Raw genomic sequence first — 13,775 nt, forward strand, 5'->3', positions numbered from 1 at the left:
TCAATTCCGTGAGTATAAAAAAGTGTTAAGCGATAAATGGAATACCAAAAATAACCAGTATCGAAGAACGCGGGAGGATAAAGAGAAAACTGAGGATGCCCTATTTTTACATGAAAAAGAAATGACAGAAATACTTGATGAATTGTCAATGGATGCGGAAGAATCGGCTTTCATGCAGCATTCAGTCAATGCTAGTGATTTCAAACGGCATCAAAATGAAGAATTTGATTTTAGCGTTTGGATAAAAGAAATCGGCAATCATGAACGGGTGTTAACGACTTTGCGGCAATTGGTAGAGGAACAGGTAAGGTTATCGGAGGATTATAAACGACTTGAACAGCAATCATCTGAGAAAAAAAGAGAACTTGATAAAACGAGGAAAAATCTTGACCATTTAGGAGAATGGTTTACTGAAGTGAAACATCAACTAGAAACGCAGCTTTTTACTTGGATTGGGGAGCATCCTAAACTTGTTTTTTCACAAGAACAGCTCCAAACGATTACTCGTGCAATTGAAGGCTTATATGAAAACAATCATTATGACCTTGTTCGAGAACCGGTATTTACTTCGATAAATGACTATATCGCACAACTTAAAACGGAAAAGAATTTGACTGAAACAGCGATGCAAACGAAAGAACAAGAAATTAGAGCGGCGAAAGATGAATTGCATTATTGGAAAACGTTAAAAATGCCCAATCCTGAGCGCGCTGAGGATACGGATGTATTTCGTACAAAACTTAGTGAAGAAGGCCAAGCATTCTTGCCGTTTTATGCTGCTGTTGAATTTCAAGACCATGTAACAGAAGAGCAAAAGGAACGGATTGAGTCTGCTCTAAAACAAACCGGCTTGTTAGATAGTTTAATAACTGAACAATCACTTGCGCCAGTTCATGATCGGATGTTACGTACAGAACCGGTTGTTCTTGGCTATACATTAGCTGATTATTTAAAACCTGACTTAGATGCTGATAGTCCTATTTCTAACAAAATTGTAGATGAAGTATTACGAAGTATTTCCCTTGAATCTAATGATACAGGGTTTCATATTGATGTTGATGGATCCTATACGATTGGTTGTATGATTGGACATGCACCGAATATGGACCTTCTAAGTTTATTGGCCGTAGCTCAAGGAAACGATTTCAGCAGGAAAAGATTCGCGAATGGGAGCAACATATCGAAGAACTACTGGAACACATGCGTAATTTAAACAGTGAGTTGCAAGCTATCATGATTGCCCTTCAAGAGTCGGAAGGTTGGAAACAGACAATACCTACAGATGGGGAACTAAATGACTTAAATACACAAATTGAAAAAAATAATCATCGCTTTGAGGAACAGAGGGTGGCTTTACAGCTGTTAGATGAGGAATGGAAAAGGATACATCAAAAATTAGATAATATTAAGTTACAGCTGCATCAACAAAAAGGGCAGCTCAACTTGTCGTTAACAAATGAAGCGATTGTCCAAGCCATGGAGGCTGCCATTCGTTACCGGGAGCATGTGCATAAGCTCCACAGCATGTATCGGGATTGCTTATCAGGACGCAAAAGAATTAAAGATTTAATTGATAGAATGGCAGAAATAGAAGCAGAAATGGATGATATTAAAGGCGACATTAATATAAAGGAAGGGAAATTAAATACTGAAAAAGCTGAAATAGCATCAATCGAACAGCAATTACGCATAAAAGGAATTGATGATGTAAGAATTCGCATCCAACAAGTGCTACAATTACTAGCCGAAGCAGATGCTGGAATGAATAGAGTTCGCGAGCAATTACCAAGAAAGGAAACAAAGCGAGATCATTGTTTGAAAGAGTTGGATACGGCGAAAATAAGCTTTGAATTTTGGTCAAATATGGCGCTGGAATGGGAGAAACTTGTAAAGACAGAAATCGTCCGTGGTTTTATCGACATAGAGGGTGATGCTACTAACCCCGCAAATATTGTTTCACAGTTTCAAGGTATCCTTACGAAGTATGATCGTTCAAAACTAAATGAGCAATTAACAAAAACTTTTTTAAACGAACAAGTCTTTTTAACCGAGTACAGGATGTTCGAATTTCCGGAAGAAGCAGAGCGTCCTGAATGGTTTACAAAGGAATGGGATGATTATTATCAGCCGTTTCTTAATGAATGGAATCAATATCGTAGCCGCCGCATCATTCAAATGGAGTACAAAGGGCAGCGGGTAAGTCCTTACCATGTCTGTCGCTCGTTAAAAAAAGAGTTAATTGATCAGAAAGGCTATTTGGACGAACAAGACCGACAGCTATATGAAGACATCATCGTTAATACGGTTGGCTCCATCTTACGGAATCGCATTCAACGTGCCGAAAAATGGGTGCGTGAAATGGACAAGATTATGGAAGCGCGTGATAATTCATTAGGGTTAACTTTTTCAATTACTTGGAAGCCACTGACTGCTGAATCTGAACATGAATTGGATACAAAGGATCTTGTTCAACTCTTACAGCGAAACAGTAAATTTTTGAATGAAGAAGATTTAAACCGGATTACAAAACATTTCCGCTCAAGAATAGCGAAGGCAAAAGAGATGATTCAGCTAAGGAATGAAGGCTCAACACTTCACCAAGTTTTAAAAGAAGTGTTGGATTACCGGAAGTGGTTTACGTTTGTATTGTATTTTAAACGCGTGAATGAGCCAAAGCGAGAACTTACAAATAACGCTTTCTTTAAATTTAGTGGTGGCGAAAAAGCAATGGCGATGTATATTCCATTATTTACAGCAGCATATTCACGTTACAAAGAAGCTGCCCTAATGGCTCCTTATATCATTTCCCTTGATGAAGCTTTTGCAGGGGTGGATGAAAATAATATTCGTGATATGTTTGAGGTCGTTGAACAGCTTGGCTTCAATTACATTATGAACTCCCAAGCATTATGGGGCGATTATGATTCGATTTCTAGTTTAGCAATCTGTGAGCTTGTCCGCCCGAAAAATGCTGATTTTGTAACCGTCATTCGCTACCAATGGGATGGGAAAAAGCGCTCGTTAGTTATTGATGACGAGTCTATTAGTGAACAAGCGAAGGAACTCATCACGTATGAATAAGGACGTTCAAGTTTTTCAGAATGAACTGGGTTTTATTAAGCTATTCACGTTATTTAAAGAAAAATACCGTTCTCTCGGAAGAGTCGGGGGAACGGTCAGCATTCAAGCTTTTTCAGTGGAAGAAATTGAATCGATTGCAGGGTTTATCGGTGTACCTACTTATGATTTGCTGGATAAAGGGAAGGTTAGCCTGTCTGTTTTTGAAAAAGCACTGCTTCATACGCCCTTTTTGGAGTATTCACTTATTAAATTAATAGAAGAGGTTTTAGGAGAAACTATTCTTACGAAAAATGAAGAAAATATAATGGATTGCCAAAAAGAAAAGGATTTTTTTAATGTTCTTCTAAGTACTTTGCCCGAGGGAAAATGGTGGTGGGAATGGATTGAGTCGAAACAACCAGACTCTCGGTGGATATGGTTGCTTTTTAAACAAAATCCGAACAAATTATTGGAACAACTGCGAATTGTTATTCAAGCTTTTCTTCAACTTCCCAAAGGGAAGAAATATGAACGACTGCCTTTGTTTGCACAAAGAACGACTGGCAATCCTCATTGCTTTGATCAGGATCAAGTAATGGGGAAGTTACTTATTCATTGTTTATATGTTGACCAACAACGAAATGGTAGTGAAATATCTAGCTTAGTAGGGATGCCAAAAACGACAGAGGAGTTAAATGAGTTATTTGCGCAAAATAGATTAATGAAGGATGATCTTTGGAGCTTTGTTTCTTGCAATGGATTGCTTGCTGAAGATCATAATGGTATCCATCCGGTATGGCATGCCGCTGCAACTACAAATACAGTACTAAATGTCCCAATTAAGGAATTGCTGAAAGTGAATAAAATCCGACCTGTTAAAGGTAACAAAGTATGGGTTGTTGAAAATTCAAGTGTCTGTGCGACAATCATCGATGAAGTGCCGACTGCCCCCATCATCTGTACACATGGACAATTTCGAACAGCAAGCTGGATCATATTTGATCTCCTTGTTGATTCCGGAAGTTATTTTATTCATTATTCAGGTGACTTAGATCCGGAAGGTGTATCTATGGCTGAGCGGCTAAAAAATAGATTTCCAGACCATGTATCGTTTTGGAGAATGGATAAAGAAAGTTATGAACATACTCTTTCCGATGAAGATATTTCTGCAAGACTTTCAAAAATCGAAACCATCACGTCTCCAGAATTAGAGGAAGTCGTAAACGCAATGAAGCTCCATAAAAAGGCAGCCTATCAGGAGGGTCTTGTAGCTTTACTTATACAGGATATATTAGAAATGTAAATCGACAGGTCTTGGTGTCACCTGTCGATTTGTCATATTTGGAGCTATTAAATTGTGCAATCTTTTGGTCATATATTACATTAGTGACGGAGGAATTTTCTCGCTAATCTCAGCCATGGTAAATGAGATGCAAGAAATGTTGGGTGAGGTGACTATTTCATTTTCTTGGAAGATGTTGACGAGTTCATACCGCTCACCTTCTAATATATACTGTTCAATGGTTTCTGCATTATGATCGACAATCCAATATTCGGGTATGCCAAAATAAGCATAAGATTTTATTTTGTCAATTTTATCACGTTTTAAGGTTGAAGGTGAGAGAATTTCGATTACCAAATCGGGAGCACCTTTAACTCCACGTTTACTAATAATGTCGAGCCGTTTTCTGTGAACAAGAACAATGTCTGGCTGTCTAACTTCATTAGGTGACAGTATAACATCTACAGGAGCATTTAGGATGATGTAATCTACTTCGCAAGTTTGAGCGAATTTTTTTTGTATTTCAAAACTAATCATTTGGTGAGTAACAGAGGGTGCTGGGCTCATTAACTCTAATTTACCTGCAGCTAATTCATAACGATTTCCGTCATCAATGTTTGCATAATCATCGTAAGTAAGACCGTGCTCTTGTATTTTGAATTTTGGTGAATTCTGTTTTTTTTCTGGCACTTTTATTCAACACCCCATGGGAAAAAATCTTTTAGTTCAGTATAGCATAGAAGATTGAATTTAAATTGATAACATGTTATAAACTCTGCCAAACAACAATCACCAACCATCATGTCAATCAAAATGCATAAGATACTTCTTTGCTCTTTGCGGAAACACATTTTCCGGAAGCAACCAATTCCAAACCAAATGACCATATTTTTTGCCGATTGTACCGTGAATTAGAGTTCCTGGTGAAATCATTTGATTAGGCAAGCCATTTAGTAAATACTTTTTATTCGTAAAGAGCTCTGATGCTATGGCAATTTCACCATTTATTTCTGATATTTCAAAAAGTGTATCTTTTACTTCGTTATATTCTTGATTATGAGTTGAATTTATCTCTTTTTGTGGGTCAGTATAATCCTTGGAAAGTTCGTGATAGGCCTTGTAGTAGAGATGGTTGATGAGACGTTCACAGATGATTAATTCTGATTTCGTTTTCTCAATAAGCTTGTTGATTAATGGATGTGTGTTTGTTCCAGCACGCTTATCAATCCAGCGAGTAAACTTTTTTAACTCAGGGAGGAATGTTTCGACTTCTTTTTCTTTATTGGTTACTTGAATTTGAAGCATGAAAAAAACAAATATAAGTTCTTCCCAAAAGGAAGCTTGGCATCCCGGCCATGACGCGGGACTATCGTCTTCTAAATAATCTGTAAAATAGCTGGAGAGAATTTGCAAAAATTTGTTGCGTAATGGGCACTTGGGCTTTTCACGTTTGTATGTAATCAAGTCATCGCCATAAAACTCGAATAACCCCCGGTAGCGCATCCCAAATTGGGAACTGGTGCTTACTTTTTCTAAAATCTCTATTCGTTCATTTGGATTTGAAAAAGGGATGGACCAAATTCTTAATTCGGGTGAAGGTCGGTAGCAATCTTCACTAGACATCTTGCCGGCACGGTCACTTGACCTATTCTTGATCATTTCTAACATCACCTTTCTAACTTGAATTTTTACTAGAGTGAGGTTAATAGCAGGAATAATAGTGTGGAAAAGAAGGGGTCAAAAAATGAGGAAATTGCTAGGACTTTGTTAATGATTATATCATAAATTTCAATTTTGAAAACGTTTTCTTTTTGATTTTTAATAAAATTTTAAATTTATTTACATACGATTAAAATCACTCCAATTGCATTTCTTTGCAAGTTTTCATCGAATATAGGAGAATAAAAAGTATGAAAAATTAATGCTTATACCAAGAAGGAGTAAAAATGAAACTTGTATCATGGAACGTAAACGGCCTTAGGGCTTGTATAAAAAAAGGATTCTTAGATTATTTTAATGAAATGAACACTGATATTTTTTGTATTCAAGAAACAAAGTTACAAGAAGGACAAATTGAGTTAGAACTTGAAAACTATCATCAATATTGGAATTACGCAATTAAAAAAGGATATTCAGGTACAGCGATTTTTACAAAAGAAAAACCACTTTCAGTTTCGTATGGTATTGGTGAGGGCATCGAGGAAACGGAAGGTAGAACGATTACACTGGAGTTCAATCAGTTTTATCTCGTAAATTGCTATACTCCAAATTCACAAAGGGATCTCGCAAGATTGCCTTTCAGATTAGAGTGGGAGGACCTGATTCGTAAGTACTTAATGGAATTGGACAAACAAAAGCCAGTTATTTTTTGTGGTGACTTGAATGTTGCACATCAAGAACTTGATTTGAAAAATTTTAAGACGAATAAGGGAAATTCCGGATTTACCGACGAAGAACGGGAAAAGATGACAAGATTGCTGGAAGCTGGGTTTGTTGATACTTTCCGCTATCTATATCCAGATAAAGATGGTGCTTATTCTTGGTGGTCCTATATGAATAAGGTAAGGGAAAGGAATATTGGCTGGCGTATTGATTACTTTATTGTTTCGCAGCGCTTGGCAGATGTGGTCGTAGATTCGCAAATCCACGCTGATGTTCTGGGAAGTGATCATTGCCCTGTCTATCTGGAAATCAAAATGTCAGAAAAATAAGCAAAATAAATCATTGCATAAAATAGGAAAATGGTGTAACCTTTAATTAATAAATAACATATTGTTAATTAAATAGCAAAACCCACTCTAATAATGAATTAAAGGAGCGGAAGATGTGGCTAATTTGAATTCAGAGGATGAAGCATTGAGAAATAACAGTCATAAAAAGTATCGAACACCGGACGGCTATACATGCGACATCGCCCTTTTTACGATTATTTCGGAAGATAATGGCCCGCACAAGCCACCTACGAAAACGTTGAAGTTAATGTTAATCAAACGTGCTGAAAAGAACCACGAAGGTGAAGTAAATATGGAAGGAGGCAAGTGGGCCTTGCCAGGTGGCTTTATCCAGCCGAATGAAACCGCCTATGAAGCAGCTGTACGGGAATTAAAAGAAGAAACAAATGTGGAAGGTTTAAAGATTAAACATTTCGGCACCTATGATAAACCTGGACGTGACCGACGAGGCTGGATTATTTCAAATGCCCATTATGCCATTGTTCCAGAGGATGTATTAGCAAAACGAAAAGCAGCTGATGATGCAGAAGATGTTGATTTGTTTACGATTAAGGAAATTGAAAACCTAGAGTTGGCATTTGATCATCAACAAATTATTGAAGATGCCATTTGGTTTATAAAAAAAGATATGGCCCTTACGACAGTAGCGAAAAATTTTTTACCAGAGGAGTTTGTTTTATCAGAGTTAAGAGGGGTTTTAATGACGGTCATGGATGAGCCATGGATTAACATTGAGTCGCAATTTTTCAGAAAAATACCATCGCTTCCTTTTATTGAAAAAGTAATCGTCAATGGTGTTCCGAAAAAGTCGAATAAATATTCAAAAAAAGAAGCACAGCTCTATCGCTTCAATAATTTTGAACCCTTTGTTTCCATTTACAACGCAAATTATTAATTTTTTTAAAAATATTAATTAACAATTAGTTAATTAATAAATAAAATTGTTGATAGGGGAGTGTTCATGATGAAAAAAGCTTTACTTAATATTGATTATACCAACGATTTTGTGCATGAAGAGGGGAAGTTGACTTGCGGTATTCCAGGGCAAAATATTGCCGCAGAAATTACGAAACTAACGGAAAAGTTCATTCAAGAAGGAGAGTTCGTGGTCTTCGCTATTGATGTTCATAGAGAAAACGACTCATTTCACCCAGAGACGAAGCTTTTTCCGCCCCATAATATTTCGGGTACTTGGGGTCGAGAATTATATGGAGAACTAAAAGATGTCTACGAGAAAAATAAAGAAAACGAGAAAGTGTATTGGCTCGATAAAACAAGGTATTCAGCATTTGCCGGAACGGATTTGGAAATAAAACTGCGTGAAAGAGGCATTAACGAACTTCATTTAGTCGGTGTTTGCACAGATATTTGTGTTCTTCATACTGCTGTCGATGCTTATAATAAAGGTTTTAAAATTGTCATCCATGAAAATGCAGTTGCTAGCTTTAATCTAACCGGACATGAGTGGGCACTAGGTCATTTCAAAGGAAGCATAGGAGCAGATGTTATTTGAATTTAGGGAAAAATTAGTCTATTATGGACGCCTTTGATTGAAAAAGTATATAATTGAGAAACTTTAAAAAATATTGGATACATTGAACGCCTTGCATGAGTTAAATAGAAATTGGTAAAAGTTTTAGTAATAATGGAGGGATTATCATGACGAATTACGAAGATGATAGCTTTGGTTTGCATACCGATTTATATCAAATTAATATGGCTGAAACTTACTGGGAAGACAATATGCATAATCGCAGAGCTGTTTTTGAAATTTATTTTCGGAAAATGCCTTTTGGAAATGGCTATGCCGTATTCGCAGGACTGGAGCGAATCATTGAATATTTGAATGGCTTCAAGTTTACAAAGAGTGATTTAGACTATTTAAAAGATGAATTAGGATACGGGGAAGATTTCATCGATTATTTATCTACCTTGAAATTTACCGGAACCATCCGGTCGATGCGTGAAGGGGAGTTGGTATTTGCAAATGAACCCCTTGTTAGAGTAGAGGCCTCCTTATCTGAAGCACAAATTATTGAAACAGCATTATTAAATATTATTAATTACCAAACGTTAATTGCGACAAAAGCGTCAAGAATCAAGCAAGTAATTGGCAATCAAACGGCGATGGAGTTTGGAACAAGAAGAGCGCAGGAAATGGATGCCGCTGTTTGGGGCGCTAGAGCTGCTGTTATCGGTGGATTTGACGGAACAAGTAACGTCCAGGCAGGAAAATTATTCGGTATACCGGTTTCTGGAACACATGCACATGCGTTAGTTCAAGCTTATAAAGATGAATATACCGCTTTTCATAAATATGCAAGAAGACATAAGGATTGTGTGTTTTTGGTCGATACGTATGACACATTAAAATCAGGGGTGCCGAATGCAATTAAAGTTGCTAAGGAACTTGGGAATCAGATTAATTTTATAGGAATACGTTTAGATAGCGGCGATTTGGCCTACCTATCAAAAGAGGCACGAAAAATGCTAGATGAAGCTGGATTTAAAGATGCAAAAATCATAGCTTCCAATGATTTAGATGAATATACAATCATCAGTTTAAAACAACAAGGTGCGAAAATTGATTCATGGGGTATCGGCACGAAATTAATAACAGCGTATGATCAGCCTGCTTTAGGAGCCGTCTATAAATTAGTAGCAATTGAAGATGACAACGGTGAAATGATTGATACGATTAAAATTTCAGGAAATCCAGAGAAGGTCACAACTCCTGGCTTGAAAAAAATCTACCGCATTGTTAATTCAAGGAACCATAAGTCGGAAGGCGATTATATCACATTGGAAACGGAAAATCCTAAAGAAGAGGATCATTTAAAGATGTTTCACCCTGTTCATACGTTTATCAGTAAATATGTGACCAATTTTGAAGCAAGGGAATTACACCATGATATTTTTGTGAATGGTGAATTAGTCTACAGTGTGCCAACTGTTCAGGAAATTCAGAAATATGTAAGGAAAAATATGGCGTTATTGTGGGAAGAGTATAAACGTTCTTTAAATCCGGCAGAATACCCAGTGGATTTAAGTCAAGCGTGTTGGGACAACAAGATGAAAAATATTGAAGAAGTAAAGGAAAAAGTTGCACTGATGATCAAAAACAGCGAGAAATAATAAGGCTGGTGATTGTAGAATGGCTAAAATCGGCATTTACGGGTCCTCCTTTGACCCTATAACCTATGTGCATCTTTGGACAGCCAGTACGATAGCCAATCGTTGCAAATTAGACAAAGTCATTTTTCTGCCTTGTTCTGGTAAAAGAAAAGATAAACAATTGCAAACGGCAGACGAACACCGATGGAATATGGTGAAAATGGCGATTGCAGATGATGGCAGGTTTATTGCAGATGATTATGAACTAAATCAAGAAGCATGGAAAATAACAACTTATGAAACGATGAAGTATTATAAAAATACTTATCCAGAAGATGACTTCTATTTTATTATGGGGGCAGACTTGCTTGTTGATATTGGGGAAGGCAAATGGGGGAAAGCTGAACAATTAGTGAGTGAAAATAAGTTCATTGTCATGGCAAGAGATGGAATCGATATGTTAAAAACGATTAGTCGTTCTCCCGTCTTGCGAAATAATGATGATGGTGCTACCTTCCATTTAGTTGATAAAGGGATTGCCATGGAAATCAGTTCTACTTATATAAGAGAAGAATTTGCTTTCGGTGGAGAGCCTAAATATTTACTTCCTTTAAATTGTTATGAGTATATAAAAGAAAACGGGCTATATAGGTCAAAATAACAGACGGATAGGAGATAGAAAATGCGTCCATTGCATAAAAAAATCATCGATGAAATGAAGGTCCAGCCGGTCATTGACGTTGAGGAAGAAATTCGGAAAAGCATTGATTTAATGAAAAACTATTTGAAAAAATATACGTTTTTTCAATCAATGGTATTGGGTTTATCGCTTGGCCAGGATTCAACATTGGCAGGTAAGCTGGCGCAAATGGCTGTCCATGAGTTGAATGAAGAAGCGGGTAGTGCGAAGTATAAATTCATTGGAGTTCGGTTGCCATACGGCGTTCAAAACGATCAAGAAGATGAAAAATTGGTAGTAGATTTTATTAAGCCAGATGAATTATATACAGTTGATATTAAGCCAGCGGTGGATGCTGGTGTTGATTCCTTAAAAAAAGTGGGCATTGAAGTATCTGACTTCGCAAAAGGTAACATAAAGGCAAGGGAGAGAATGATTGTCCAATATGGAATTGGCGCCATGAAAAATGGTGTCGTCTTGGGAACCGACCATGCCGCGGAAGCCCTCGTCGGGTTTTATACAAAATTTGGAGACGGTGCAGCTGACATAATGCCACTATATCGCCTTAATAAAAGACAAGGCAAAATGCTCTTACAACATTTAAATTGTCCAAAAGCCTTATATGAAAAGGTGCCAACCGCAGATTTAGAAGATAACAAACCATTGCTTCCTGATGAAGCGGCGCTAGGTGTAACATATGAAGAGATCGATGATTATCTAGAAGGAAAAGACATCGCTGAAAAAAGCACCGAAAAGATAGAACAGTGGTATGTAAAATCGCAACATAAAAGAAAAGGCCCAATCACCGTTTTCGATGATTGGTGGAAATAATGGAACAAGGGGACGATTCATTGTAATAAAATGTTTCAAATTACTTTAGGATTGTGAATACGAGAACCGTCCCCGTTTTCCAAAAAATTACCGATTAATATGGTTGTACCAATTGATGAAATTATCAACAACACGATCTAAGAACTGTACAGTTGGCTCGTGTGTAAGATTTCCTTCCTCATCGAACTTCTCGTGAACGGCTCCAACATAGACTTCATTACCAGGAAGAAGAGGTGAAGAAATACCAGGAGAAAATAAAATTTCACGCAAGTGTAATTGCGCTTTAACTGTACCTAAGTTCCCCATGGAAGCCCCCATAACCCAAGATGGTTTGCCAATCATTACTTTGTCTACACGTGATAACCAATCAAGTGCATTGACAAGCACACCAGGTACTATGCCGTTGTATTCAGGTGTCACCCAAAGCACGGCATCTGCTTTCGCAACTTTTTCTTTAAATTCAGTTACTGTTGCTGGTGGATTATTTTCAATATCCTGATCGTACATTGGCAACTCTCGTAAACTTAGAATTTCCAATTCAAAAAGATTTTTATATTTTTGCTGAATATATTTAGCCAGCTTTACATTATATGAATCTTTTCTAATACTACCTACTACTGCAACGATTTTCATTTCATTACCTCCATATGTTATTTAGTGTTTAATATTTAGTATTATTTTTATGTAACAATTATTATAATAAGGGATTATTTTTAAAAAGAAAAATAATATGCTCAACAAACGGTAGATAGTAGAAGATGAGGCAACTTTCGGATACACTAAATATAGTTCGTATAAACAATTACATAGATGTAGGAGGGCTTCAAAATTGGATTTCAATGATGCCTATATAGAAAGAATCGACAAAATGACAGAGGAAACCCTTGCAAAGGAAAATGCTGAGTTTTTCCAACAACCGATTGCTTATTTTAAGAAGCATAAAAATGAATTCCTTTATGTAGAATCGAATAAGTTTGAACTCATTAAGGTTGATGCGGTTTCCATTGAGGTTGATGATGTATTTGGTACTTATGATGTAATGTTGGGATTAAAGCTGCCAAAGAAAATGGGGTCAACTATTAAAAGTGAGCTTAAAAGCCAATTGGAGAATGAAAATTCAACATTTGACCTTCTTTTTAACGGGGAGGACGGCTTATGGGATTTGAACTTTTCTTTAAACGATATCGCAGGATTTAAAGAGGAGATGACAATTGGGGAAGCCTATTCTTTAATTTATGGATTTTTATCCAGTATAGTTAAGGCTGTGGCTAAATAGTAAACCCAATAGGGTAAAGGTTGTCCTCAAAACAGCCAAATGAGGACAAATCAAACACCAGATGGGGTAAAATTTGTCCGTAAAATGGGAAAATGAGGCCATAATGGAAACCCAGCAGGGTAAAATTTGTCCTCAAAACAGCCGAATGAGGACAGATCAAACACCAGATAGGGTAAAATTTGTCCATAAAATGGGAAAATGAGGCCATAATGGAAACTCAGCAGGGTAAAAGTTGTCCTCAAAACAGCCAAATGAGGACAGATCAAACACCAGATGAGGTAAAATTTGTCCGTAAAATGGGAAAATGAGGCCAGAATGGAATCCAGCAGGGTAAAAGTTGTCCTAGAAACAGCCAAATGAGGACAGATCAAACACCAGATGGGGTAAACCATGTCCGTAAAATAGGAAAATGAGGCCATAATGGAAACCCAGCAGGGTAAAATTTGTCCTCAAAACAGCCGAATGAGGACAGATCAAACACCAGATGGGGTAAAATTTGTCCATAAAATGGGAAAGTGAGGCCATAATGGAAACTCAGCAGGGTAAAAGTTGTCCTCAAAACAGCCAAATGAGGACAGATCAAACACCAGATGGGGTAAACCATGTCCATAAAATGGGAAAATGAGGACAGAATGGAAACTCAGCAGGGTAAAAGTTGTCCTCAAAACAGCCAAATGAGGACAGATCAAACACCAGGTGGGGTAAAAGTTGTCCTCAAAACACCCAAATGAGGACAAATCAAACACCAGATGGGGTAAACCATATCCGCAAAATTAGAAAATGAAGACAATTCAAGCGCCA

The 13,775-nt window shown here is 37.1% G+C and carries 12 protein-coding genes and 1 pseudogene; 10 read left to right on the top strand and 3 right to left on the bottom strand.

The window, feature by feature from the left end; genetic code table 11:
• The first annotated feature begins 22 nt into the window (after positions 1-22).
• The 3 genes and pseudogenes from ACNQFZ_RS21025 (at position 23) to ACNQFZ_RS21035 (ending at position 4,363) form a co-directional block, all read left to right on the top strand.
• A complete protein-coding gene (locus tag ACNQFZ_RS21025) occupies positions 23-1,213 on the top strand; it encodes a hypothetical protein (protein WP_458413229.1) in 1,191 nt (396 codons plus the stop codon).
• Positions 1,214-2,331: 1,118 nt separating this feature from the next.
• Positions 2,332-3,081 (top strand): annotated as a pseudogene (locus tag ACNQFZ_RS21030) (SbcC/MukB-like Walker B domain-containing protein); the annotation flags it as partial.
• Positions 3,074-4,363, top strand: a complete 1,290-nt coding sequence (locus ACNQFZ_RS21035; RefSeq protein WP_458413230.1) for a TIGR02679 domain-containing protein — start codon at positions 3,074-3,076, stop codon at positions 4,361-4,363. The pseudogene ACNQFZ_RS21030 and the gene ACNQFZ_RS21035, both read left to right, overlap by 8 nt.
• Before the next feature lie 75 nt (positions 4,364-4,438).
• On the opposite strand, the gene ACNQFZ_RS21040 is transcribed toward ACNQFZ_RS21035, so the two are convergent.
• Entirely contained in the window at positions 4,439-5,032 is a 594-nt protein-coding gene (locus tag ACNQFZ_RS21040) for a Uma2 family endonuclease (protein ID WP_458413231.1), read from the bottom strand.
• Between the two features lie 114 nt (positions 5,033-5,146).
• Complete coding sequence (locus tag ACNQFZ_RS21045) at positions 5,147-6,001, bottom strand: hypothetical protein (RefSeq protein ID WP_458413232.1); 855 nt, start codon at positions 5,999-6,001, stop codon at positions 5,147-5,149.
• A gap of 287 nt (positions 6,002-6,288) precedes the next feature.
• Between ACNQFZ_RS21045 and ACNQFZ_RS21050 the strand changes: the two genes are divergently transcribed.
• From ACNQFZ_RS21050 to nadE, 6 genes are all read left to right on the top strand, one after another.
• Complete coding sequence (locus ACNQFZ_RS21050; protein WP_458413233.1) at positions 6,289-7,053, top strand: exodeoxyribonuclease III; 765 nt, start codon at positions 6,289-6,291, stop codon at positions 7,051-7,053.
• 115 nt (positions 7,054-7,168) lie between these two features.
• Positions 7,169-7,969, top strand: coding sequence for an NUDIX domain-containing protein (locus ACNQFZ_RS21055; protein ID WP_458413234.1), 801 nt, complete (start codon positions 7,169-7,171; stop codon positions 7,967-7,969).
• Positions 7,970-8,038: 69 nt separating this feature from the next.
• The gene (locus tag ACNQFZ_RS21060) at positions 8,039-8,587 is read left to right on the top strand and encodes a cysteine hydrolase family protein (RefSeq protein WP_458415469.1); all 549 of its coding nucleotides are present in this window, start codon (positions 8,039-8,041) and stop codon (positions 8,585-8,587) included.
• Positions 8,588-8,733: 146 nt separating this feature from the next.
• Positions 8,734-10,209, top strand: a complete 1,476-nt coding sequence (locus ACNQFZ_RS21065; RefSeq protein WP_458413235.1) for a nicotinate phosphoribosyltransferase — start codon at positions 8,734-8,736, stop codon at positions 10,207-10,209.
• A gap of 19 nt (positions 10,210-10,228) precedes the next feature.
• On the top strand, positions 10,229-10,849 hold the full coding sequence (gene nadD / locus ACNQFZ_RS21070) for a nicotinate (nicotinamide) nucleotide adenylyltransferase (RefSeq protein ID WP_458413236.1): 621 nt from the start codon (positions 10,229-10,231) through the stop codon (positions 10,847-10,849).
• A 21-nt stretch (positions 10,850-10,870) separates the two neighbouring features.
• Positions 10,871-11,698: an ammonia-dependent NAD(+) synthetase gene (gene nadE / locus ACNQFZ_RS21075; protein ID WP_458413237.1), complete on the top strand. Its 828-nt coding sequence runs from the start codon at positions 10,871-10,873 to the stop codon at positions 11,696-11,698.
• An 87-nt stretch (positions 11,699-11,785) separates the two neighbouring features.
• Here nadE and ACNQFZ_RS21080 read toward each other — a convergent pair whose 3' ends face one another.
• A complete protein-coding gene (locus ACNQFZ_RS21080; protein ID WP_458413238.1) occupies positions 11,786-12,331 on the bottom strand; it encodes an NADPH-dependent FMN reductase in 546 nt (181 codons plus the stop codon).
• Positions 12,332-12,527: 196 nt separating this feature from the next.
• On the opposite strand from ACNQFZ_RS21080, the gene ACNQFZ_RS21085 reads away from it, so the two are divergent.
• Positions 12,528-12,974: a branched-chain amino acid aminotransferase gene (locus ACNQFZ_RS21085; protein ID WP_458413239.1), complete on the top strand. Its 447-nt coding sequence runs from the start codon at positions 12,528-12,530 to the stop codon at positions 12,972-12,974.
• Positions 12,975-13,775 lie beyond the last annotated feature (801 nt).

Source organism: Schinkia acidoalkalinis (genome assembly GCF_054301215.1).

What these genes read in the sequence shown, in the direction of transcription:
- ACNQFZ_RS21035 (WP_458413230.1), top strand. Translation starts at nt 3,074, where the DNA reads ATGAATAAGGACGTTCAAGTTTTTCAGAATGAACTGGGTTTTATTAAG.
- ACNQFZ_RS21045 (WP_458413232.1), bottom strand. Translation starts at nt 6,001, where the DNA reads ATGATCAAGAATAGGTCAAGTGACCGTGCCGGCAAGATGTCTAGTGAA.
- ACNQFZ_RS21050 (WP_458413233.1), top strand. Translation starts at nt 6,289, where the DNA reads ATGAAACTTGTATCATGGAACGTAAACGGCCTTAGGGCTTGTATAAAA.
- ACNQFZ_RS21060 (WP_458415469.1), top strand. Translation starts at nt 8,039, where the DNA reads ATGAAAAAAGCTTTACTTAATATTGATTATACCAACGATTTTGTGCAT.
- ACNQFZ_RS21065 (WP_458413235.1), top strand. Translation starts at nt 8,734, where the DNA reads ATGACGAATTACGAAGATGATAGCTTTGGTTTGCATACCGATTTATAT.
- nadD (WP_458413236.1), top strand. Translation starts at nt 10,229, where the DNA reads ATGGCTAAAATCGGCATTTACGGGTCCTCCTTTGACCCTATAACCTAT.
- nadE (WP_458413237.1), top strand. Translation starts at nt 10,871, where the DNA reads ATGCGTCCATTGCATAAAAAAATCATCGATGAAATGAAGGTCCAGCCG.
- ACNQFZ_RS21080 (WP_458413238.1), bottom strand. Translation starts at nt 12,331, where the DNA reads ATGAAAATCGTTGCAGTAGTAGGTAGTATTAGAAAAGATTCATATAAT.